The organism is Corynebacterium antarcticum (assembly GCF_016595285.2).
GTDB classification, from domain to species: Bacteria; Actinomycetota; Actinomycetes; order Mycobacteriales; family Mycobacteriaceae; genus Corynebacterium; species Corynebacterium antarcticum.
Map to the genome: position 1 here is coordinate 577,261 of NZ_JAENIP020000002.1, position 22,826 is coordinate 600,086.

Genomic DNA, 22,826 nt, shown 5'->3' on the forward strand with positions numbered 1-22,826 from the left:
GTCAGACCGGGGAGGGGTCGGAGAGGTTCCCTTCCCGTGGTCGGGGTGCCTTAGGATTGGGGCCATGGACATCACAATCGTCGACCACCCTCTGGCTGCAGCCCGCCTGACGATCATGCGCGACCGACGCAGCGACAACTCCGTGTTCCGTGCGGCGCTGCGGGACCTGGGGGCGATGCTCATCTACGAGGCGGCCCGCAACCTGGATGTGGAGCGTTTCGACACCGAGACCCCCGTGGCCACCGCCACCGGAACCCGGCTGCGTAAGCCGCCCATCATCGTGCCCGTGATCCGGGCGGGGCTGGGGATGGTCGACCCCGCACTGTCGATGATCCCCGACGCACAGGTCGGCTTCATCGGGATCGCCCGCGACGAGGAGACCCATGAGCCGGTGCCGTACCTCGAGGCGTTGCCGGAGGACATGTCCGATGAGACGGTGTTCATCGTCGATCCGATGCTCGCCACCGGGGGATCCCTCCTCCACTCGCTGAAACTGCTCTGCGACCGGGGGGCGAAGGACATCACAGCGGTCTGCATGGTGTCCGCACAGCCCGGCGTCGATGCACTGGCCGACTCCGGATACCCCGTGCGGCTGGTCACCGCGACCGTCGATCCCGAGCTGAACACCGACGCCTACATCGTTCCCGGCCTGGGGGATGCGGGCGACCGCCTCTACGGTCCCCGCAACATCCACCTGTAGACCGTTCAGATCCCGTGCAGCAGCTCCTCGACCTCCGCCCGGAGCCGGTCCAGGAGATCCTCGGCCCCGCGGGGGTCGGAGCAGTGGGACACCTCCAGATACACCTTGGTCTTGGTCTCCGTCCCGGAGACCCGGCCGATCATCCGGACACATGTTCCGTCCCGGTGCCGGCCGCTGATGAGGACCCCCTGCTCAGCCGGGAGATCCGTGCTGTCGACGTCGATTCCGGCGAGTGTTGCCGGCGGATCGGTGCGGAGCTGGTCCACGAGGCCTTCCGGGTCGGACGTCCGCACGTGTATCTGGGTGCCCGCACGGGCCCCGAAGCGCCGGTGCAGCCGAGCCAGCTCGTCGCCGAGGGTCCTGCCCCGGGCCTTGAGCTCGGCCGCCCACGCACACGCATGGAGCGCGGTGGCCAACCCGTCCTTGTCCGCGACGAGATGCGGCACCGGGCAGGTCCCGTGCGCCTCCTCGTAGGCGAACATGAGGGGACCCGGTCTACGGTCACCGGCTCGCATGAGATTCTTGAAGCCGGTCGGGGTTATCACGCAGTCCCACCCGAGCTCACCGGCGATGTCCGGCAGCAGTGTCGAGGAGACGAGTGACGTGGCGACCACCGGCGGCGGGCCGTCACCGTCATGCGGAGCCAGCAGCCGGGTCGCCAGGAGCGGGCCCAGTTCATCGCCCCTGAGCATGCGATGGGTCCCGTCCGGGAGTCGGAATCCCACAGCGCAACGGTCGGCGTCCGGATCGAGCGCGATCAGCAGGTCGGCGTCCGTCTCCGAGGCCTGCCGGAGGAGAAGCGCGACCGCGTCCGGCTGCTCCGGATCCGGGAAGCTCACGGTCGGGAATGTCGGATCCGGGTGCTGCTGCGCGATGACCGGGATCGTGCGTGCGAAACCGGCCGCACCGAGAGCCTGGGCCAGCGGGCGACCCCCGACCCCGTGGAGAGCGGTGTAGACGACAGTCAGCGCGGCCCGTTCGTTGTTCACCCGGAGCCTGTCGTTCTCATCGGGGTTGATCTCGGCCACGACCTGGTCGAGGTACCGGCGCAGCTGGTTCCCCGCGGGGCGTACCGCGACCCGGGGAACCGAGAGAGGGTCCTCGACCGCCCTGATGGCGGCCTCGACGTCCTTCTCGGCGGAGACGTCGATCTCGGAGCCGTCCGGCCCGTACACCTTGTAGCCGTTGTCGGCCGCGGGATTGTGGGAGGCGGTGATCTGGACGCCCGCGTCCAGTCCCCGGTAGCGGACCAGCCAGGGGAGCACCGGGGTCGGTGTCGGGGTGGGCAGCAGCGTCACCTCGAAGCCCGCCCCGGCGAACACCTCCGCGGCGGTGGTGGCGAAGGTGTGGGATCCGTAGCGGGCGTCATATCCCACCGCGACCCGGAGCGGTCCGTTCTCCCCGTAGATGGACAGACCGAAGCCCCGCGGATCCTCATCGGAGATCTGTTCGACGGGAATACGGTTTGACGCCGGCGACGCCGTGGAGGCGGTCCGGGCGAGCCATGCGGCCAGTCCGGCGGTGGCCCGGGTCACCTGCGTGACATTCATCTGACCGCGTGCGGGTCCCACCGGTGCACGGAGGCCGGCTGTTCCGAAGGACAGGTGACGGGTGTGCATCACACGCTCCGGTCGGATCGGAGTGGCGCCCCCGGACGTGGCCCGGTCCGGTGTTCAGGGGCAGGGGGACGGGGCGGTGCGGGCCGGATCATGCGTCAAATATAGAATCAACTCAGGACCGTTGGCCAGGCCGACCGCATCCGATGGCTCGTCTCCGCCGCAACGGAGGCGCCGATGCGTGGGGCGTTCCCACGGTTCAGTGCAGACACATAATCAACACCCACAGCGTGAGAGGATCAGATGAGCATCCGGGCACAGGTCGACGGTTGGCTGGCTGAGCACACCGATGAGCTGATCCGGTGGCGACGGCACCTGCACACCCATCCCGAGCTGAGCCACATGGAGTACGACACCACCGCCTGGATCGCGGACACACTGTCGGGGTACGGCATGGAGCCGAAGCTCTTCCCGGGAACTGGCCTGATGGTCGACCTCGGGCCGGACACCGGGCACCGGATCGCGTTGAGGGCGGACATCGACGCCCTCCCCATCGAGGAGAAGGCGGTCGTGGATTTCACCTCGCGGACCCCCGGGGTCATGCACGCGTGCGGCCACGACGTCCACACGGCGATCGTGATGGGCGCGGCCTGCGCCCTGCACGCGGCCGACCTCAACCACGGCGTGCGGATCATCTTCCAGCCCGCTGAGGAGGTCATGGACGGAGGTGCCCCGGACGTCATCTCGTGGGGCGGCCTCGAGGACGTCGCCTCGATCTTCGCCGTCCACGTCGAGCCGAAACTCCGCACCGGGAAGATCGGACTGCGTACCGGTGCGATCACCTCGGCCGCGGACATCCTCGAGGTCAAGGTCAACGGGCCCGGTGGGCACACATCCCGTCCGCAGATGACCTCGGACGTCGTCTACGCCCTGTCCAGTGTCGTGACACAGCTTCCCGCGCTCCTCAGCCGCAGGATCGATCCGCGGACCGGGACGGTCCTCGTCTTCGGTTCGATCAACGCCGGCTACGCGGCGAACGCGATCCCCGAGAACGGGCGGGTCTCGGGTACCCTCCGGACCGCGGACATCGGGGTGTGGCGTGCGGCCGAGCCGCTCATCACCGAACTCATCGGTCAGGTCATCGCGCCGACAGGTTGCAGCCACGAGGTGGTCTACACCAAGGGCGTTCCACCGGTGATCAACGACGATGTCGCCACCGCCCTGATGGCCAACGCCGCACGCGGAATCGACGCCCACTCGATCGTCGCGGCGCCGCAGTCCTCCGGGGGTGAGGACTTCTCCTGGTACCTGGAACATGTCCCCGGTTCGATGGCGCGGCTCGGCTGCTGGTCCGGGACCGGCCGCCAGTTCGACCTGCACCAGGGGGATTTCGTGGTCGATGAACGGTGCCTCGGCGTCGGTGTGCGCCTGTTCGGCGCCGTCGTCGACGGCTACTCCCGCGAGATGAACAAGGACGCGCAGCGGCCCGTCGGACCGGACGGTTTCCTGCCCACCAGGTGACCCCGGGACAGGTCGGCGGTCGCGTGTGTGAACGGTGCACTAGACTGCACCGTGGGACAGCCCACACTGTCCGTGGAAGGCGGCTGCGCCGCCCCCGCGGTGTGACCCGACACTGACGCACTGACCTGCACCCGACGCGTACCTGGAGGATATCTGTGTCCAAGCGAATCGTGATCATCGGCGGTGGCCCCGCCGGCTACGAAGCCGCACTAGCCGGCTCGAAGTACGGCGCCGACATCACCCTGATCGAGGACCAGGGGCTCGGGGGTTCGGCCGTCATCCATGACTGTGTCCCCTCCAAGTCCTTCATCGCGGCCACCGGCATCCAGACCGACCTCCGGCGCGCGGACGACATGGGGCTCGAACGGACCGAGACCTCCACTCTGCTCCAGCTCGACGAGGTCAATGACCGCGTGCGGAAACTCGCGGCCGCGCAGTCCGCGGACGTCCGCGCACAGATGGAGTCCGCGGGCGTACGGCTGATCGACGGACGGGCCCGCTTCGACGACTACAAGCCCAAGCAGAGCACCCATTACATCGCGGTCACCCCGAATGACGGCGGTGACGACGAGGTCATCGAATGCGATCTCGTGCTCCTGGCCACGGGAGCCTCACCCCGCATCCTGCCCGGTGCGCAGCCCGACGGGGAGCGGATCCTCACCTGGCGGCAGGTCTACAACATCGACGAGATGCCGGAACACCTGATCGTCGTCGGTTCCGGTGTCACCGGTGCCGAGTTCGTCTCCGCGTTCGCGGAGCTCGGCGTGAAGGTGACCATGGTCGCCTCTCGGGACCGGATCCTCCCGCACGACGACGCCGACGCTGCCGACGTCCTCGAGACCGTGCTCGCCGAGCGTGGGGTCTCACTCGAGAAGCACGCCCGCGTGGAGTCCGTGACCCGGACCGACGACGGCGGGGTCTGCGTCCGGACGACCGACGGACGTGAGATCCTCGGTTCCCACGCCCTGATGACCGTCGGTTCCGTACCCAACACGGAGGACCTCGGCCTGGAGACCGTCGGCGTGGAGACGGCCCCTTCGGGACACATCATCGTCGACCGGGTCTCCCGGACGTCGGTCGCCGGAATCTACGCCGCGGGCGACTGCTCCGACCTGTTCCCGCTGGCTTCCGTCGCGGCCATGCAGGGTCGGGTCGCGATGTACCACGCCCTCGGTGAGGGGGTGAGCCCGATCAGGCTGAAGACCGTCGCCACGGCCGTGTTCACCCGTCCGGAGATCGCCGCCGTCGGACACACCCAGAGCGACATCGAGTCCGGTGAGGTCACCGCCCGGACCATCGTCCTACCGTTGACCACGAACCCGCGGGCCAAGATGCGTTCCCTCCGCCACGGCTTCGTGAAGCTGTTCTGCCGGAGGAACTCCAGCCTCGTCATCGGCGGTGTCGTTGTTGCACCGACGGCCTCCGAGCTGATCCTGCCGATCGCGGTCGCCGTCACCAACCGCCTGACCGTGGACGATCTGGCGAACACGTTCTCCGTCTACCCGACCCTGTCGGGCTCCGTCACCGAGGCCGCCCGCCAGCTCGTCGCCCACGACGACCTGAGCTGACCGGAACCCCGGGAAGGGGGCGCGCCCGTGACCGGGTGGCGCCCCCTTCAGCGTTTCTCGCACGAGGGGCTGAAGGCGCGGTAGGGCTCGTCGGGGGAGTAGCGCTCGTCGATGTCGAGGGTGAGCCCCGTCGCCGGGAACGCCCGCTGCCGGCAGTGCCCGCGCGGACAGGTCCGACACCCCGAACCGATGGGGGTCGCGGCGTCCGGGTTGAGTTCCAGCCCCCGGGAATAGACCAGTTTGTGGGCCTGATCCAGGTCACAGCCCAACCCGATCGCGAATTCCCGCGGCACCTCGCCGTACTCCCGCGTCCGGCTGCGGACGGTGCGCGCGATCCACAGGTAGGTGCGGCCGTCGGGCATGGAGGCGATCTGGCGGACGATGTGCCCCGGATTCTCGAACGCCCGGTGCACCACCCACAACGGGCAGGAACCGCCCGTGCGGGAGAAGTGGAAACCGGTCGCTGACTGTCGCTTCGAGATGTTCCCGGCCCGGTCGGTCCGGACGAAGAAGAAGGGGACACCCTCCCTGCCCGGACGCTGGAGGGTGGACAGCCGGTGGGCGGTCGTCTCGAATCCGGTCCCGAAGTGGGCGGCGATACGGTCGATGTCGTGGTCGCTGGTGCGCGCGGTCTCCAGGAACTCCGTGTACGGCATGACGACGGCCGCGGCGAAGTACTGGGCGAGGCCGAAACGGCCCAGTTCCCGGGATTCGGCGGTGGGCAGTTCAGGCGAATCCGCGAGCCGCGTCAGGAGGTCCCCGTGCACCAGGAACGCGAGTTGGAGGGCCAGCTCGAAGGTCTGCTGGGCCTCCGTGAGATCCGCCCGGAGCCGGACGGTCCGGGCACTGTCGTCGAAGATGCGCCGCGCACCGCGGTCGTGAGCGTTGAACCGAACCGTCACTCCGTGTGTCCCGTCGAGCAGCGCGGTCAGGCGCGTGAGTCGGAGCCCCGGGCGGCCCAGTGTGGCGGCGAACTCCTCCGCACGGTCATCGAGCTCCGGGATGTGGTTGCGGTGCGCGTAGAAGAAGTCGCGGACGTGCTCGTAAGCGGACGTGCTTCCTCCGGAAAGGGAGGGGGACTGTACCTTCAGAACCGATTCGGGGGTGGGGGAGGGGTTGGTTGGGTCGGCCGTTCCGGTGGCGGTGCCGCGGTGTGTGAGCCGCAGCATTCCCCGCGCGATCTCCGGGTGTCGTTCGGCGAATTCGACGAGCTCGGCATCGTCCACCCCGGATGTCCCGGTGAGCGTCAGGATGTCCTTCAGGTCGGCGACCATGCGCGAGTTGGAGTCCGGGGCGAAGTAGGAGGCGTCGACGTTGAAGGCACGGACGAAGGCCATCAGGGCGGTGATGGTCAGTGGTCGCGCGTCATTCTCCAGCTGGTTGAGATAGCTGGTGGACAGGCCGATGTGTTTGGCCATCTCGGTCTGGGTGAGGCCTTCCGCCCGGCGCAGGGTCCGGATCCGTGCCCCCGCGTACATCTTCTCCATGGGTGTCACTTCCTGGTAAGGCGGCTGTGGCCTGACGTTTCCGCAAACTTTGCGGAAAGGCCGTTTACGTACCGCAGGATTATGCTGTTTCCGCAGCTTGGAGGGGTTGTGGACCACTGTATAGTCGGGCAACAAGATATCCGTTTCATACCTCCTAACGGGGGTGTGGCGGTGACTGACCATCCGAGACGCCGCAGCGCGCCGGCCCCGACCCCGTTAGGACAGAACATGGAGAACATCGAAGTCCGCACCCGCCGTTCCGCGGAGGAGTTCCCCCGCGGTGAACACCTCGCACAGCGGATCGCCGAAGTGGCGACCGACCCGGTGGAGGTTCCGGACGACACCCGGGAGATGATCATCAACCGGATCATCGACAACGCCGCGGTGTCCGCCGCCTCCGTCCTCCGCCGCCCCGTCAGTGTCGCCCGCAGGCAGGCCACCGCTCATCCCACGAACAAGGGGGGCGCCAGGGTCTTCGGTGTGCCGGGCACCTACTCCGCCGAGTGGGCCGCCCTGGCCAACGGCACCGCCGTCCGCGAACTCGACTTCCACGACACCTTCCTCGCCGCCGAGTACTCCCACCCCGGCGACAACATCCCGCCGATCGTCGCCGTCGCCCAGCACCGTGGCTCCACCGGCCATGACCTGATCCGCGGCATCGCCACCGGCTACGAGATCCAGGTCGACCTCGTCCGCGGCATGTGCCTCCACGAGCACAAGATCGACCACGTCGCTCATCTCGGCCCCTCCGTCGCCGCGGGCCTCGGAACCCTGCTGCACCTCGATGACGAGACCGTGTACCAGGCCATCGGCCAGGCGCTCCACACCACCACCGCGACCCGCCAGTCCCGCAAGGGCCTGATCTCCTCTTGGAAGGCCTTCGCTCCGGCGTTCGCCGGAAAGATGGCGATCGAGTCCGTCGACCGCGCCATGCGCGGGGAGGGCGCACCCGCCCCGATCTGGGAGGGTGAGGACGGCGTCATCGCCTGGATGCTCGGCGGCCCCGAGGCCAGCTACACCATCCCGCTGCCCACCGCGGGCGAGGAGAAGCGCGCCATCCTCGACACCTTCACCAAGGAGCACTCCGCCGAGTACCAGTCCCAGGCGCCCATCGACCTGGCCCGCCGCATGCGGGAGCGGATCGGCGACCTCACCCGGGTGGAGAAGATCGAGCTGCACACCTCACACCACACCCACTACGTCATCGGCACCGGCTCCAACGATCCGCAGAAGTTCGACCCGGACGCCTCCCGTGAGACCCTCGACCACTCGATCATGTACATCTTCGCCGTGGCCCTCGAGGACGGCGACTGGCACCACGAGCGCTCCTACGCACCCGAGCGTGCGCACCGCCCGGAGACCATCGAGCTGTGGCGGAAGATCTCGACCGTGGAGGACCCGGAGTGGACCCGTCGCTACCACGCCGAGGACCCCAACGAGAAGGCCTTCGGTTGCCGTGCCGAGGTCACGCTGAAGGACGGCACCGTCATCACGGACGAGCTCGCCATCGCCGACGCTCACCCGCTGGGCGCCCGCCCCTTCGCCCGCGAGCAGTACATCAACAAGTTCCGGACCCTCGCCGAGGGCGTGGTCCCCGCCGAGGAGCAGGACCGCTTCCTCGACGTCGTCCAGCGGCTCGACGACCTCGGCGCCGGCGAGCTCGACCAGCTCAACATCGAACTGACCGATGATGTGCTGGCCCGCGCACCCGAGACCCCGGAGGGGCTGTTCTAGATGACCAACCTGTTCTCCGCCGCAACCACCCCCACCGAACGGCGCAGGGCTTTCCGCGCGGGACTCGCGGGTGACCGCATCCAGCGGCTGCCCGGGGCGTTCTCCCCGCTGGTGGCCCGCGCCATCGCCGACGCCGGTTTCGAGGGCGTCTACGTCTCCGGCGCCGTCGTCGCCGCTGACCTGGCCCTTCCCGACATCGGACTGACCACCCTCACCGAGGTCGCCGGACGTGCACGGCAGATAGCCCGCGCCACGGAACTGCCCGTCCTCGTCGACGCCGACACCGGCTTCGGTGAGCCCATGTCCGCGGCCCGCACCGTCAGCGAACTCGAGGACGCCGGGATCGCGGGCTGCCACCTGGAGGACCAGGTCAACCCCAAGCGCTGCGGCCACCTCGACGGCAAGGAGGTCGTCCCGACGGACGTGATGGTGCGTCGGCTCGGTGCGGCGGTCTCCGCCCGGCGTGACGACAGCTTCGTCATCTGCGCCCGGACCGACGCCGCGGGTACCGAGGGGATCGGCGCCGCCATCGAACGGGCGAAGGCCTACGCCGACGCCGGTGCGGACATGATCTTCACCGAGGCGCTCCGCACCCCGGCGGACTTCGAGAAGTTCCGGGCCGCCGTGGACATCCCACTGCTGGCCAACATGACCGAGTTCGGCAAGACCGAGTTGATCGGCGCCGAACTGCTCGAGGACATCGGCTACAACGCGGTGATCTACCCGGTCACCACCCTCCGCATCGCGATGGGGCAGGTCGAGGACGCCCTCGCCGACATCGCCGCGACGGGTACCCAGACCGGGTGGCTCGACCGGATGCAGCACCGCTCCCGGCTCTACGAGCTCCTGCGCTACGCCGAGTACAACGTCTTCGACCAGAAGCTGTTCACCTACCGCCGACCTCCGGGCGACTAGGTGGACGGGGCCGGCCCCGTTCCTGACATTTCGGGGCCGGCCCACCCACAGACTTTCCCGGACAACGCCGACACCAGCGACCCGGAAGCGACGCCGCGACCCAGGCGGACGTCGATCAGCAACCCCCGCACTGCACCAGCTCACCTCCGAGGAGTATCAGTCATGTCCGAAAACACCCAGCCGACCATCCACAAAGGCCTCGGTGGCGTCGTCGTCGACTCCACCGCGGTGTCCAAGGTCGTCCCCGAAACCAACTCGCTCACCTACTGCGGCTATCCCGTGCAGGATCTCGCCGCGAACTGCACCTTCGAGGAGGTGGCCTACCTCCTGTGGCACGGCGAACTGCCCACGCCGGAGCAGCTCAGGGAGTTCTCCAACCGCGAGCGCTCACTCCGCGAACTCGAGCCTGGTCTGGTTGATCTGGTCCGCGGACTCCCGACCACCTGCCACCCCATGGACGTGCTCCGCACCGCGGTGAGCTGGATCGGCACCCAGGACCCGGACGCCTACAGCCGCGATTCCGAGCACATCCGCGACAGCGGTATGCACCTGCTGGCCAAGCTGCCGACCATCGTCGCCCTGGACATGCGCCGCCGCCGTGGTCAGGAGTTCATCGCGCCGGACCCTGAGCTGGGCTTCTCGGAGAACTTCCTCTCCATGGCGTTCGGCAGGGGAGAGGGGTCGCCCGCGCTGAATCCCGAGGACATCCACGCATTCGATGTGTCGATGATCCTCTACGCGGAGCACTCCTTCAACGCCTCCACCTTCACCGCCCGCGTCACGACATCCACCATGTCGGACAGCTACTCCGCGATCACCGCGGCGATCGGTGCCCTCAAGGGGCCGCTGCACGGTGGCGCGAACGAGGCCGTCATGCACACGATGCTCGAGATCGGGGATCCCGCCAAGGCTGAACAGTGGGTCACCGACGCACTGGCGAAGAAGCAGCTCATCATGGGCTTCGGGCACCGCGTTTACAAGAAGGGCGACTCCCGCGTGCCGACGATGGAGGCCGCGTTCAAGGCGCTGGCCGCGAACCACGACGGCGGGAAGTGGGTCGAGATGTACGACCGGATGGCCGCCACCGTCGACGAGGCGAAGGGAATGAAGCCGAACCTCGACTTCCCCTCCGGCCCGACCTACTACCTGCTCGGCTTCGAGGTCGAGTTCTTCACCCCGCTGTTCGTCATGGCGCGGATCACCGGGTGGATCGCGCACATCATCGAGCAGAGCGAGGACAACCGGCTGATCCGCCCCCTGTCGGCCTACCACGGTCACTCCCAGCGGGACGTCCCGGTTTCCGGAGCCGCCTGATCCCACAAGACCCGTCCCCACCATCCCGTTCTCGGTCGTCCGGGATGGTGGGGGCGCCCCAAACCACTGCGGGAGACGCCCGCCACTTGCTAGATTGAAAGTGTCCTGCGCCACTGTCGCTCCCGGCGGTGGCGCACCGTCATTCTCACCGGGGTGATGCCCCGGTGTCCCGCAGCCCGGTTCCGGCCCCGACCGACACAGGCGGGATCCGACCCGTTCCGTGATCCACAGTTCTAGTTCCAAGGAAGCAGACGAGATGCTGAAGAAGATACTGGTAGCCAACCGCGGTGAGATCGCGGTCCGGGCGTTCCGCGCCGCCTACGAGGTCGGTGCCGCCACCGTCGCGGTCTACCCGCAGGAGGACCGCAACTCCTTCCACCGGAGCCACGCCACCGAGGCCTACCTGATCGGCAAGGACGATTCTCCGGTCAAGGCCTACCTCAACATCGACGAGATGATCCGGGTGGCGAAGCTCTCCGGGGCTGACGCGATCTACCCGGGCTACGGTTTCCTCTCCGAGAACGCCCAGCTGGCGCGCGAGTGTGCGGAGAACGGCATCACGTTCATCGGACCATCCCCCGAGGTGCTCGACCTCACCGGCGACAAGTCGCAGGCCGTCGCCGCGGCCCGCCGCGCCGGGCTGCCCACCCTGAACGAGTCCCCGCCCACCGACGACATCGACGAGATCGTCCGCCAGGCGGAGGGGCAGGAGTACCCGCTGTTCGTCAAGGCCGTCGCCGGAGGCGGCGGGCGCGGCATGCGCTTCATCGAGTCGCCCGACAAGCTCGCCGCTCTCGCCGCCGAGGCGTCCCGCGAGGCGATGAGCGCCTTCGGTGATTCCCGGGTGTACCTCGAGCGCGCGGTGATCAAACCGCAGCACATCGAGGTGCAGATCCTCGGCGACCACACCGGCGAGGTCGTCCACCTCTTCGAGCGCGACTGCTCGGTGCAGCGCCGCCACCAGAAGGTCGTCGAGATCGCCCCCGCGCAGCACATCACCCAGGAACAGCGCGAGGCCATCTGCGCCGACGCCGTGAAGTTCTGCCGGTCGATCAACTACACCGGGGCCGGCACCGTGGAGTTCCTCGTCGACGAGCAGGGCCGACACGTCTTCATCGAGATGAATCCCCGGATCCAGGTCGAGCACACCGTCACTGAGGAGGTCACCCTCGTCGATCTCGTCCGGGCCCAGCTGCAGCTCGCCGCAGGTGCGACGCTCAAGGAGCTCGGTCTGACCCAGGACCGCATCGAACTCAACGGCGCCGCCCTGCAGTGCCGGATCACCACCGAGGACCCGGGCAACGGGTTCCGCCCCGACACCGGTATCGTCACCGCCTACCGCTCCCCGGGCGGCGCGGGTGTGCGTCTCGACGGCGCGGCGCAGCTCGGCGGCGAGATCACCGCGCACTTCGACTCGATGCTGGTGAAGATGACCTGTCGTGGCGGCGATTTCGCCGCCGCGGTCACCCGTGCCCAGCGTGCGCTGGCCGAGTTCACCGTCGCGGGTGTCGCGACGAACATCGGTTTCCTCCGCGCACTGCTGCGGGAACCGGATTTCCAGAAGAAGCGGATCGACACCTCCTTCATCAACGAACACCCCTGGCTGCTCGCCGCCCCGCCCGCGGACAACGAGGCCGGCCGGGTGCTGAACTTCCTGGCGGACACCACCGTCAACCGTCCCCACGGTCCCCGCCCCGAGGCACCGCTGCCGTCGGACAAGCTGCCCACCCTGGATCTCGACGCACCGCTGCCCGAGGGCTCCCGCGACCGGCTGCTGAAGCTCGGGCCGAAGGCCTTCGCCGAGCAGCTGCGCGCCCAGCGCGCCGTGGCGGTCACCGAGACGACCTTCCGCGATGCACACCAGTCCCTGCTGGCGACCCGGGTCCGCTCCAGTGCTCTGGTCGACGCCGCACGCCACGTCGCCCACTCCACCCCCGATCTCCTGTCCGTCGAGGCGTGGGGCGGAGCGACCTACGACGTCGCGATGCGTTTCCTCTTCGAGGATCCGTGGGAGCGGCTCGATGAACTGCGCCGGGCGATGCCCAACGTGAATATCCAGATGCTTCTGCGCGGCCGCAACACCGTCGGCTACACGCCCTACCCGGACACCGTCTGCGACGCCTTCGTCGACGAGGCCGCGCGGAGCGGCGTCGACATCTTCCGCATCTTCGACGCACTCAACGACGTCTCCCAGATGCGTCCCGCGATCGACGCGGTCCTGTCCACCGGCACCGCCGTCGCGGAGGTCGCCATGGCCTACTCCGGTGACATGAGCAGTCCGAGGGAGAAGCTCTACACCCTCGACTACTACCTGAAGCTCGCGGAACAGATCGTGGAGTCCGGGGCCCACGTCCTCGCGATCAAGGACATGGCGGGTCTGCTGCGCCCGATCGCGGCGGCGAACCTCGTCTCCGCGCTGCGCAGTGAGTTCGACCTGCCGGTGCACGTGCACACCCACGACACCGCCGGTGGCCAGTTGGCCACCTACATCGCCGCGGTGACCGCGGGCGCCGACGCGATCGACGGCGCCTCGGCTCCGCTGTCCGGAACCACGTCCCAGCCGTCCCTGTCCGCGATCGTCGCAGCGTTCGAGAACACCCAGCACGACACCGGGCTCGACATGCGTGCGGTCTGTGACCTCGAGCCCTACTGGGAGGCCGTCCGCCGCGTCTACGCACCCTTCGAGTCCGGAACCCCCGGACCCACCGGGCGTGTCTACCACCACGAGATCCCCGGGGGTCAGTTGTCGAACCTCCGCGCCCAGGCCACGGCACTCGGATTGGCCGACCGTTTCGAGCTCATCGAGGACAACTACGCCGCGGTGAACGAGATGCTCGGCCGCCCGACGAAGGTGACCCCGAGCTCCAAGGTCGTCGGTGACCTGGCGCTGCATCTCGTCGGTGCGGGCGTCGACCCGGCCGATTTCGTCGCGGATCCGCAGAAGTACGACATCCCCGACTCGGTGATCGCGTTCCTGCGCGGCGAGCTCGGCACCCCGCCCGGCGGCTGGCCCGAGCCGCTGCGCACCCGTGCCCTCGAGGGCCGTGCGGAGAAGCCCTCCACCCTCACCCCGGTCTCCGACGATGACGCGGCACTGCTCTCGGACGAGGATCCGATGGTACGGCGCGCCACGCTCGACCGGCTGTTGTTCCCGGCTCCGGCGAAGGAACTCGCCGAGCACCGCCGCCTGCACGGTGACACCACCGTGCTCTGCGACAACCAGTTCTTCTACGGACTGGAGCACGGGGAGGAGATCACCGTCCGGCTTCGTACGGGTCAGGAGATCACCGTGCGTCTCGACGCAGTGTCCGAGGCGGACTCCAAGGGCATGTGCACCGTCGTCTGCACGGTCAACGGCCAGATCCGCCCGGTCCGCGTCCGCAACCGTGCCGTGAAGTCCGAGACTCCCGAGGCGGAGAAGGCCGACACCTCGAACCCGGGTCACGTCGCGGCGCCGTTCGCCGGAGTCGTCACCGTGAACGTGGAGGAGGGCGCGGCCGTCGCCGCCGGTGATCCGGTCGCCGTCATCGAGGCCATGAAGATGGAGGCCACCATCACCGCGCCGGTCGCAGGCACGATCAGTCGCGTCGTCCTCGGTGCCGCGGTCAAGGTGGAGGGGGGCGACCTGCTCGTGGTCATCGATCCGGCGGAGTAGACCCGCCACAGAGACCAACCCGGCACGCCCCTGTCCCTGACCGCCATCGTCGGGGACGGGGGCGCCCGTCTGCGCGGGATCGTGGTCGTCAACCGGCGGATCTGTCCCCGGAAGGGAGGACGGTGAACAGTTGAGCCCCAAGTGTTCACCGGTGGTAGTCCCGTGACACGTGACCGGACAACTGTTCGTTCATTGCTGGAGTGGAGGAGACCGGAGGAGGTGTGGACATGGCCACGGGGATGGCCCGTGTCCACACCCGTGAACACCCCTGGAAACCCCGCAACACCGATCTGTCGTCCACCCGCCAGCGCACACGGCTCCCCGCCACCCACCGGGAATCGGTGGTCCGGAGATCTCAGGTGCGACGCTCTCCCCCCCGACGGATCTGTTCACCGGGATGGAGGTGACGACCCCGGAGATTGTCCGCTTCGATGCCGCCCGGCACACCTCACCGTTGCCGTTCACCGCCCTGCTGCTCCGTAGCGAAGCGGATGGAACGCCTGACCGTCTCGTCGCGGAAACTGGTCGAGGAAGAGTTTTTTCGGCACCGGTCAACCCGGCTCGCGGGGCGACGCACCTGAGGTCGTCGCCGACACCGGAGCCATGGAGCTGGCGTCCCGGACGGTCGATCCACTGAATCCCGGGACCATCCTCGAGATGCACCGCATACTGATGGAGCGCACCAACCCGGAGATCGCGGGCCTGTTCCGTGGTGAACCCGTGTGGATCGGTGGGTCGGATCTCAGCCCCGCAGGTGCGGAATTCGTCGCCCCCGATAGTGCCACGGTCCCCGACCTCATCGACGATCTCTGTGCGTTCATGCGGCGGACGGATCTTCCGGCGCTGGCGAAGATCGCGGTGGCGCACGCGCAGTTCGAGACGATCCACCCGTTCGCCGACGGCAACGGCAGGACAGGGCGGGCGCTCGTCCATGTGCTGCTGCGCAATGCCGGTCTGACGGCGACCGCGGCGCTACCGCTCTCCGCGCGACCGCTCACGCGGGTCGTGGACTACTCCGTCGCCCTGACGGCCTATCGTGCAGGCGATCCCGAACCCGTCGTCCGGTTGTCCACAACGTGTGCACACCAGGCTGCTGAACTCGGTGCGGACACCGCCGCTGAACTCCGTTGCATACGTGACATGGAAGGGGGTAACCACGGCTCACCTCACGGGCGGACGCAGCTGACCGGAAGATCTGCGATCTCCTGACCTCGCAATCGGTGGTCGACGTCATCACGGTGCGGACAACCTCGGCTGCGCCGGGATCACCGCACGGCGGGCACCGTCGTCTCCGGAGGAGGCGGGGACAGTCGTGCCGTAGCAGATCGGGAAGCGGCACCGGGCGTGTCGGCGCCCGCCGTCCTGGAACTGATGGACGACGTCGCGGAGGGGATCGGACGCCGGCAGGCCGGCTAGTCCACCCAGTTCAGCGTCCGTTCCACCGCTTTGTGCCACCCCGCGTACAGGCTCTCCCGCTCGGTTTCCGGCATCGTCGGCTGATAGGTCTGCTCCTCCCGCCACAGCGTGCGGATCTCGTCGGTGGAGGAGTAGATCCCCGCGGCGAGCCCGGCGGCGTACGCCGCACCCAGAGCTGTGGTCTCGTGCACCGCGGGCACCGTCACCGGGACGCCCAGCTGGTCGGCCTGGAACTGCATGAGCAGTTCATTGGCCACCATTCCGCCGTCCACCCGCAGTGCGGTCAGCGGAACCCCGGAGTCGGCGTTCATCGCCTCAACGACCTCCCGGGTCTGGTAGGCCACGGCCTCGAGTGCCGCGCGGGCGATGTGCCCCTTGTTGTTGAAGCGGGTCAGGCCGGCGATCACGCCCCGGGCGTCGTCGCGCCAGTGCGGGGCCAGCAGTCCGGAGAACGCCGGGACGATGTAGCAGCCGCCGTTGTCGTCGACCGTTCGGGCCAGCCGCTCGACCTCCGGTGCGGTGCGGATGATCCCCAGGTTGTCGCGCAGCCACTGCACCAGTGAACCCGTGACCGCGATCGAGCCCTCCAGGGCGAACACGGTGGGCTCGTCGCCGATCCGGTAGCAGACTGTCGAGATCAGTCCGTGCTCCGAGCGCTTGACCTCCGTACCGGTGTTGAGCAGCAGGAAGTTCCCCGTGCCGTAGGTGTTCTTCGCCTCGCCCGGTTCGAGGCACGCCTGTCCGAAGGTGGCCGCCTGCTGGTCGCCCAGGATCCCGCCGATCGGAACCCCGGAGAAGTCACCCGTGCGGGTCACCGTCCCCAGGTCGCCGGAGGACGGCACGATCTCCGGCAGCATCGACTCCGGTAACCCGAGCGCCACGCACAGCTCCGGGTCCCACGTCTGCGTCTCCAGATCCATCAGCATGGTGCGGGAGGCGTTGGTGACGTCGGTGATGTGCCGCTCGCCCCGTGTCAGGTTCCACACCAGCCACGTGTCCATCGTGCCGACGAGCAGCTCGCCGGCTTCCGCGCGGGACCGTGCACCCGGAATGTTGTCCAGGATCCAGGCGATCTTCGGCCCGGAGAAGTAGGTGGACACCGGAAGGCCGGTGCGGGTGAACAGGTCTGGGTCGAGTCCCGCGCAGATCTGCTTGGTACGGGTGTCCTGCCAGACGATCGCGTTGTGGACCGGGGTGCCCGTCGCCGCGTCCCAGACGACGACGGTCTCCCGTTGGTTGGTGATGCCGAGTGTCGTGATGTCTCCGGGGTGCGCGTCCGAGCGGGCCACCGCGTCGGCGAGGACACGTCTGGTGTTCGCCCAGATCTCGGTCGCGTCGTGTTCGACCCAGCCCGCCCGGGGGAAGATCTGCCGGTGCTCGAGCTGCGACGTCGCGAGCGCGTTGCCCCGGGCGTCGAAGAGGATGCAGCGTGTCGATGTGGTGCCGTGGTCGAGCGCCGCGATGATCGCCGCGTCCCTCCGGTCGCGGTTCCGCTTGCGTCGGCTCCGGCCGGTGACCCGGCTGACCATCTCGCCGACCTCGCTCATCGCGCCACGGCCGGAACTCATCGGAGAGTCAGTCCGCGGAAGCCCCGGGCCCAGCGTTCGACGGTTCCGGTCCCCTCGATGACGCCGTCGCCCACGGACTTCGGGGGGAGGGTCGGGTCGTTGGGCAGCATTCTGTCCGGGTCGCCGGCGGGCAGCACCTCCAGGCTCGCCTCGCCGTCCCCGTGGAGGGTGAGGGTGGCGAGGGCGAGCATGAACACCGAGGTCTGCTCGCAGATCGCCCACGTGTAGGCCCGGTCGGCCGTCCAGTCCGCGCGTGCCCGGTCGACGAAATCCGGTTCCACGGGTCTCCCGAACACCTCACCGAGCGCCGGGCGGTCGTCGATACGGTCGTCGTCGTGCAGGGGGCGGGCGTAGAACCTGCCGCCGTTGATCTCCATCGGTTCCATGCGTCCCAGTCTACGGAACGACCCACCCGGGAGAACGAGGTTTCCGGGAAGTGGAGGCCCTAGTCCCCGCGGTCTCCGCCGGGGCGACGGTTGCGGCGCTCGAGCTGCCGTAGTGAGGGTGTGTACCAGCTGTCGGGACCGACGTTGAGGATGAACAGCGCGATGGCGCTGAGTGCCCACACCACCAGTGGCGCCGGGCTCTCCGTCGCGACGGTGGCGGTAATACAGACCACACCGATGGCGAGGAAGATGCCGATCCGGAAGCGGAGCCCGGACACGCGGCCGGATGCCGGACGTGCGGTGACGCGCTCCGTGGAACGTTGGGCGTCGCCGCGGGCGGGTAGATCGGCGAGGATGATCTCCAGATCGCTGGCCGTCCGACAGCCGGGTACAGCGGCGGACCGTTCCTCGAAATCGGAGATCGTGAGGTGGCCCGTCTCGAGGTATCCGGCGAGCAGATCCAGGGCCCTGGCGCGGTCCTCGTCACCTATTCGGGTCTCCCGTGACGGGGGAACGAGACTGGGAGCGGGTGACTGTCTGGGAACATCGTGATCCATGGGTCCAGTGTAACGCTGAGTGGTGGATGTGAATGGGGAACGCCTCTCCCGGGATCCCGGGAGAGGCGTTTGTGCTGGAGCGGGGAAGTGCTACTTGATCTCCATCAGGACGGCGCCCTTGTTGACGCCGGCGCCGGCTTCACAGTCGAGACCGGTGACCGTACCGGACTTGTGGGCCTTGACGGGGTTCTCCATCTTCATGGCCTCGAGGACCACGACGGTGTCACCCTCGTTGACCTCCTGGCCCTCCTCGACGTTCACCTTGATGACGGTGCCCTGCATGGGGGCCGCGACCGCATCGCCGGAGACGGCCTTCTTCGCACCGCCGGCGCGGCGCTTCTTGGCCTTCTTCTTGGCGGCGCCACCACCGAGCGCGAGATCTCCCGGCAGAGCGACCTCGACGCGACGGCCGTTGATCTCGACGACGACCTTCTTGGCGGGGATCGACTCGTCCTCATCCTCCGCGTCGGCGGGATCGACGAACGGCTCGATGGTGTTCTCCCACTCCTCCTCGATCCACTTGGTGTAGACGTCGAAGCCCTCTTCGTCGCCGACGAAGGCGGGGTTCTCGACCATGTGACGGTGGAAGGGAAGCGCGGTGGGAAGACCCTCGATCACGTACTCGGCAAGAGCACGACGCGAGCGTTCGAGCGCCTCGGTACGGGTCTCACCGAAGACGATGAGCTTGGCGAGCATGGAGTCGAACTGGCCGCCGATGACCGACCCCTCGACGATGCCGGAGTCCATCCGGACTCCCGGGCCCGAGGGCTCGACGTACTTCGTGACCTTGCCGGGGGCCGGCATGAAGTTGTTGCCGGCGTCCTCGCCGTTGATGCGGAACTCGAAGGCGTGGCCACGCGGCTTCGGGTCCTCCTTCAGGTGCAGCTCAGCGCCCTCCGCGATGCGGAACTGCTCGCGCACGAGATCTAGGCCGGTGGTGGCCTCGGTGACGGGGTGCTCGACTTGGAGACGGGTGTTGACCTCGAGGAAGGAGATCAGGCCGTCGGCGCCGACGAGGTACTCGACGGTACCGGCACCGTAGTAGCCGGCCTCGCGGCAGATGGCCTTCGCGGACTCGTGCAGGCGGCTGCGCTGATCGTCGGTCAGGAAGGGGGCGGGGGCCTCCTCGATGACCTTCTGGAAACGGCGCTGGAGGGAGCAGTCACGGGTGCCGGCGACGATGACGTTGCCGTGCTGGTCGGCGAGGACCTGGCACTCCACGTGGCGGGCCTTGTCCAGGTAGCGCTCCACGAAGCACTCGCCGCGACCGAACGCGGCGGTGGCCTCACGGGTCGCGGAGTCGAAGAGATCGGCGACCTCCTCCATCTCGTAGGCGACCTTCATGCCGCGGCCGCCGCCGCCGAAGGCGGCCTTGATCGCGATGGGCAGGCCGTGTTCCTCGGCGAAGGCGACACACTCCTCGGCGTTCTTGACCGGTTCCTTGGTACCCGGCGCCATGGGGGCGTTGGCCTTCAGCGCGATGTGACGTGCGGTGACCTTGTCGCCGAGGTCACGGATGGACTGCGGGGAGGGGCCGATCCAGATGAGTCCGGCGTCGATGACGGCCTGCGCGAACTCACCGTTCTCGGAGAGGAAGCCGTAGCCTGGGTGAATGGCGTCCGCGCCGGACTTCTTGGCGGCGTCCAGGATCTTGTCGAAGACGAGGTAGGACTCGGCGGAGTTCTGTCCGCCGAGGGCAAAGGCCTCGTCTGCCATGGTCACGAACGGCGCGTCCGCGTCCGGCTCAGCGTAGACGGCGACGCTGGCGATGCCTGCGTCCCGGGCGGCCCGGAAAACGCGGATGGCGATCTCACCGCGGTTGGCCACCAGAACCTTGGTGATCTTCTTCGTCTCGACGGTCACTGAAAACACTCCTGATAGATTGCTGCGCCACCGACGAGCGCACCCCGACGGGGCGGACGTGGGCGGGCCTGACATTTTTACCGTGGGGTTCGGCTGTGACGCGTAGCAGACACGTCACGGTCGAATTTCGGGATACCCCACATTCTTGCACAATATGGGGCCTGCTTTGGGCCGGAATACTGTATCTGGGGTAGCTTTTCCGTCACTTCGGGGGGAGGGGGTGATGGTGGGCGTCGTGTGAACAGCGGAGTTGAACGCTGTTCATTTACGGGTGGGGGCGCCGGGGGTGGCGTTCGGGGCTTCTCCCGGCTCCTCTCCCACTGCAATCGGCATCCGAACCATGTTGCCCCACTCGATCCAGGAGCCGTCGTAGTTGCGCACCGATTCGAAACCGAGCAGGTGCTTCAGGACGAACCAGGTGTGGGCGCTGCGGTCTCCGACCCTGCAGTACACGATCGTCGGTTCCTTCGGGTCGAGACCCGAGTAGATCTCCTCCAGTTCCTCGCGGGACCGGAAGCGGCTGTTCGGGTGGACGGACCGGGTCCACTGGATGTTCACCGCAGTCGGGATGTGGCCGTCGCGCATGACGAATTCCCAGGGGGCCGAGTCCGCGGGGACCGGCTCGCCGGTGTACTCGGCGGGGGAGCGGACATCGACGAGGGGGCCGGTTCCGATCTGCGCGAGGGTGTCGTCGACGAAGGCACGGAACTCCGATTCCCTGCGTTCCGGAACGGGGTAGTCGGTGCGGGGGTATTCGGGGACGACGTAGGAGGTCTCCCGTTCCTCGGCCATCCAGGCGTCCCGTCCACCGTTCAGGAGGCGGACGTCGGGGTGGCCGTAGAGCTCGAACACCCACAGGGTGAAACTCGCCCACCAGTTGGAGCGGTCCCCGTAGATGACCACCGTGTCGTCCCTGGATATTCCCTTGGACCGCATCAGCTCCGCGAACGCCTCCGGGCTGATGAAATCGCGCTGGACGGGATCGTTCAGTTCCCGGCGCCAGTCGATCCGGATCGCCCCCGGGATGTGTCCGATGTCGTAGAGGAGCAGATCCTCGTCGGACTCGACGACCTTGAGGCCCTTGCCGCCCAGGCGGGCGCTCAGCCATGCGGCCTCGACGAGGCGGTCCGGGTGGGCGTAGCCCTGCTTCTCCTGTGACCCGGGGGTGGCGGTCGGCGGGTTCTGATCGGATGCTGCGGACATCGGTTCCTCTTCTTCGTGGCTCTCGGATGCGGCAAACGGCGGAGGTCGCCGGATGTTGAGCGCTGTGTGGCGCACGTCTGGCCCAAGCATATTATGTCGTGCAGCTCACGGCACGCGGGTGGAGGTGGTGTGGGCTTAGTTACGTTGTTTCCGCAACCCCGGTGCAGCCCCCCGATCTGACATAGCCTTGAGGAATCCGGGGGAGCGTCGGGTCGGGTTCCGGGACACCGGAATACGGAGCGGCGCAACCACGGGCACATTATCCCGCACCAACTGAAACACCCGAAGAAACAAGGAGAGATTACGTGCGCAAGAGCATCGTCGTTTTCGAGGTAGAAGGCGGCTCCGACAAGTTCATCGACGGCCACCGCAAGGACACCATGCCCATCGTCCGCGCCATCCGCGAGAAGGGATGGGACGCGGAGGTCGTCTTCTACCGCCCGGAGTGGGCCGATGCCCTCTTCGAGTACGTGTCGAACAACTTCGACGCCTACATCTCGCGCGTCAACCCCGGGAACATCCCCGGTGGCGAGCGCGGCTACTTCGATCTTCTGACCCGGCTGTCCGATGAGGCCGGTCTCGTGGGCATGTCCCGCCCTGACGAGATGATGTCCTACGGCGCCAAGGACGCGCTCGTGAAGCTCGCCGACACCGATCTCGTCCCCGAGGACACCTACGCGTACTACGACGTCGAGAACTTCCACGCAACGTTCCCGTCCTCCCTGTCCTACGGTGAGCGCGTGCTCAAGCAGAACCGCGGTTCCACCGGATCCGGGATCTGGCGTGTGCAGCTCGTCGACAAGGAGCTCGCCGCCTCCGTCGAACCCGGAACGTCCCTGCCCCTCGACACCAAGCTCAAGTGCACCGAGGCCGTGGACAACCACACCGAGGTCCGTGAGCTCGGCGAGTTCATGGACTTCTGCGACCAGTACATCATCGGCGACAACGGCATGCTCGTCGACATGCGCTTCATGCCGCGCATCGTCGAGGGCGAGATCCGCATCCTCCTGGTCGGACCCCACCCCGTCTTCGTCGTGCACAAGAAGCCCGCCGCCGGCGGCGACAACTTCTCCGCGACCCTGTTCTCCGGTGCGAAGTACACCTACGATAAGCCGGAAGCATGGCAGGAGCTCATCGACCAGTTCGCCGCGGCCCGCCCGGTCATCGCCGAGAAGCTCGGCGGCGACAACATCCCGCTGATCTGGACCGCCGACTTCATGCTCGCCGACGGTGCCGACGGCGGCGACGACTACGTCCTGGGCGAGATCAACTGCTCCTGCGTCGGGTTCACCTCCGAGCTGGACATGGGGATCCAGGAACTCGTCGCCGAAGAGGCCATCAAGCGCGTCGAGGACAAGAACCGCGCCTGACACACCCCGGATG

16 protein-coding genes are annotated in these 22,826 nt (G+C 67.9%); 9 read left to right on the forward strand and 7 right to left on the reverse strand.

What is annotated here, in order from left to right; genetic code table 11:
- The first annotated feature begins 64 nt into the window (after nucleotides 1-64).
- Nucleotides 65-700, forward strand: coding sequence for a uracil phosphoribosyltransferase (gene upp / locus JIM95_RS06755; RefSeq protein WP_200255884.1), 636 nt, complete (start codon nucleotides 65-67; stop codon nucleotides 698-700).
- A gap of 5 nt (nucleotides 701-705) precedes the next feature.
- Here the strand turns inward: upp and JIM95_RS06760 are convergent, their stop codons facing one another.
- Nucleotides 706-2,319, reverse strand: coding sequence for a phospho-sugar mutase (locus tag JIM95_RS06760; RefSeq protein ID WP_234034351.1), 1,614 nt, complete (start codon nucleotides 2,317-2,319; stop codon nucleotides 706-708).
- A gap of 240 nt (nucleotides 2,320-2,559) precedes the next feature.
- Between JIM95_RS06760 and JIM95_RS06765 the strand changes: the two genes are divergently transcribed.
- Nucleotides 2,560-3,777, forward strand: coding sequence for an amidohydrolase (locus JIM95_RS06765; RefSeq protein ID WP_200255886.1), 1,218 nt, complete (start codon nucleotides 2,560-2,562; stop codon nucleotides 3,775-3,777).
- A gap of 155 nt (nucleotides 3,778-3,932) precedes the next feature.
- Nucleotides 3,933-5,345, forward strand: a complete 1,413-nt coding sequence (locus tag JIM95_RS06770) for an NAD(P)H-quinone dehydrogenase (RefSeq protein ID WP_200255887.1) — start codon at nucleotides 3,933-3,935, stop codon at nucleotides 5,343-5,345.
- A gap of 47 nt (nucleotides 5,346-5,392) precedes the next feature.
- On the opposite strand, the gene JIM95_RS06775 is transcribed toward JIM95_RS06770, so the two are convergent.
- Complete coding sequence (locus tag JIM95_RS06775) at nucleotides 5,393-6,832, reverse strand: short-chain fatty acyl-CoA regulator family protein (protein WP_200255888.1); 1,440 nt, start codon at nucleotides 6,830-6,832, stop codon at nucleotides 5,393-5,395.
- 228 nt (nucleotides 6,833-7,060) lie between these two features.
- On the opposite strand from JIM95_RS06775, the gene prpD reads away from it, so the two are divergent.
- The 5 genes from prpD to JIM95_RS06800 all read left to right on the forward strand — a co-directional run bounded on the left by prpD (nucleotide 7,061) and on the right by JIM95_RS06800 (nucleotide 15,659).
- Nucleotides 7,061-8,566, forward strand: coding sequence for a 2-methylcitrate dehydratase PrpD (gene prpD, locus JIM95_RS06780; protein ID WP_200255889.1), 1,506 nt, complete (start codon nucleotides 7,061-7,063; stop codon nucleotides 8,564-8,566).
- Nucleotides 8,567-9,481: a methylisocitrate lyase gene (gene prpB, locus JIM95_RS06785; protein ID WP_200255890.1), complete on the forward strand. Its 915-nt coding sequence runs from the start codon at nucleotides 8,567-8,569 to the stop codon at nucleotides 9,479-9,481.
- A 162-nt stretch (nucleotides 9,482-9,643) separates the two neighbouring features.
- Complete coding sequence (locus tag JIM95_RS06790; RefSeq protein WP_200255892.1) at nucleotides 9,644-10,795, forward strand: bifunctional 2-methylcitrate synthase/citrate synthase; 1,152 nt, start codon at nucleotides 9,644-9,646, stop codon at nucleotides 10,793-10,795.
- Nucleotides 10,796-11,051: 256 nt separating this feature from the next.
- Nucleotides 11,052-14,450, forward strand: a complete 3,399-nt coding sequence (locus JIM95_RS06795; protein WP_200255894.1) for a pyruvate carboxylase — start codon at nucleotides 11,052-11,054, stop codon at nucleotides 14,448-14,450.
- A gap of 603 nt (nucleotides 14,451-15,053) precedes the next feature.
- Complete coding sequence (locus tag JIM95_RS06800) at nucleotides 15,054-15,659, forward strand: Fic family protein (protein ID WP_200255896.1); 606 nt, start codon at nucleotides 15,054-15,056, stop codon at nucleotides 15,657-15,659.
- 203 nt (nucleotides 15,660-15,862) lie between these two features.
- Here the strand turns inward: JIM95_RS06800 and glpK are convergent, their stop codons facing one another.
- The 5 genes from glpK to JIM95_RS06825 form a co-directional block, all read right to left on the reverse strand.
- Nucleotides 15,863-17,395, reverse strand: coding sequence for a glycerol kinase GlpK (gene glpK, locus JIM95_RS06805; protein WP_200256117.1), 1,533 nt, complete (start codon nucleotides 17,393-17,395; stop codon nucleotides 15,863-15,865).
- A 35-nt stretch (nucleotides 17,396-17,430) separates the two neighbouring features.
- Nucleotides 17,431-17,820 carry a hypothetical protein gene (locus JIM95_RS06810; protein ID WP_200255898.1) on the reverse strand — a complete coding sequence of 130 codons (390 nt, stop codon included), beginning with the start codon at nucleotides 17,818-17,820 and terminating at the stop codon, nucleotides 17,431-17,433.
- A gap of 59 nt (nucleotides 17,821-17,879) precedes the next feature.
- Nucleotides 17,880-18,377 (reverse strand): DUF1707 SHOCT-like domain-containing protein, encoded by a 498-nt coding sequence (locus JIM95_RS06815; protein WP_200255900.1) that lies wholly within the window; start codon nucleotides 18,375-18,377, stop codon nucleotides 17,880-17,882.
- Nucleotides 18,378-18,467: 90 nt separating this feature from the next.
- Nucleotides 18,468-20,240: an acetyl/propionyl/methylcrotonyl-CoA carboxylase subunit alpha gene (locus tag JIM95_RS06820; protein ID WP_200255902.1), complete on the reverse strand. Its 1,773-nt coding sequence runs from the start codon at nucleotides 20,238-20,240 to the stop codon at nucleotides 18,468-18,470.
- Nucleotides 20,241-20,501: 261 nt separating this feature from the next.
- Nucleotides 20,502-21,443 carry a sulfurtransferase gene (locus tag JIM95_RS06825; protein WP_200255904.1) on the reverse strand — a complete coding sequence of 314 codons (942 nt, stop codon included), beginning with the start codon at nucleotides 21,441-21,443 and terminating at the stop codon, nucleotides 20,502-20,504.
- A 305-nt stretch (nucleotides 21,444-21,748) separates the two neighbouring features.
- Here JIM95_RS06825 and JIM95_RS06830 point away from each other — a divergent pair, with 305 nt between their 5' ends.
- Complete coding sequence (locus JIM95_RS06830) at nucleotides 21,749-22,813, forward strand: Cj0069 family protein (protein ID WP_200255906.1); 1,065 nt, start codon at nucleotides 21,749-21,751, stop codon at nucleotides 22,811-22,813.
- Nucleotides 22,814-22,826: the final 13 nt, after the last annotated feature.

What these genes read in the sequence shown, in the direction of transcription:
- JIM95_RS06800 (WP_200255896.1), top strand. Translation starts at nt 15,054, where the DNA reads ATGGAGCTGGCGTCCCGGACGGTCGATCCACTGAATCCCGGGACCATC.
- JIM95_RS06765 (WP_200255886.1), top strand. Translation starts at nt 2,560, where the DNA reads ATGAGCATCCGGGCACAGGTCGACGGTTGGCTGGCTGAGCACACCGAT.
- JIM95_RS06795 (WP_200255894.1), top strand. Translation starts at nt 11,052, where the DNA reads ATGCTGAAGAAGATACTGGTAGCCAACCGCGGTGAGATCGCGGTCCGG.
- JIM95_RS06790 (WP_200255892.1), top strand. Translation starts at nt 9,644, where the DNA reads ATGTCCGAAAACACCCAGCCGACCATCCACAAAGGCCTCGGTGGCGTC.
- JIM95_RS06775 (WP_200255888.1), bottom strand. Translation starts at nt 6,832, where the DNA reads ATGGAGAAGATGTACGCGGGGGCACGGATCCGGACCCTGCGCCGGGCG.
- JIM95_RS06815 (WP_200255900.1), bottom strand. Translation starts at nt 18,377, where the DNA reads ATGGATCACGATGTTCCCAGACAGTCACCCGCTCCCAGTCTCGTTCCC.
- prpD (WP_200255889.1), top strand. Translation starts at nt 7,061, where the DNA reads ATGGAGAACATCGAAGTCCGCACCCGCCGTTCCGCGGAGGAGTTCCCC.
- JIM95_RS06810 (WP_200255898.1), bottom strand. Translation starts at nt 17,820, where the DNA reads ATGGAACCGATGGAGATCAACGGCGGCAGGTTCTACGCCCGCCCCCTG.
- prpB (WP_200255890.1), top strand. Translation starts at nt 8,567, where the DNA reads ATGACCAACCTGTTCTCCGCCGCAACCACCCCCACCGAACGGCGCAGG.
- glpK (WP_200256117.1), bottom strand. Translation starts at nt 17,395, where the DNA reads ATGGTCAGCCGGGTCACCGGCCGGAGCCGACGCAAGCGGAACCGCGAC.
- JIM95_RS06760 (WP_234034351.1), bottom strand. Translation starts at nt 2,319, where the DNA reads ATGCACACCCGTCACCTGTCCTTCGGAACAGCCGGCCTCCGTGCACCG.
- upp (WP_200255884.1), top strand. Translation starts at nt 65, where the DNA reads ATGGACATCACAATCGTCGACCACCCTCTGGCTGCAGCCCGCCTGACG.
- JIM95_RS06825 (WP_200255904.1), bottom strand. Translation starts at nt 21,443, where the DNA reads ATGTCCGCAGCATCCGATCAGAACCCGCCGACCGCCACCCCCGGGTCA.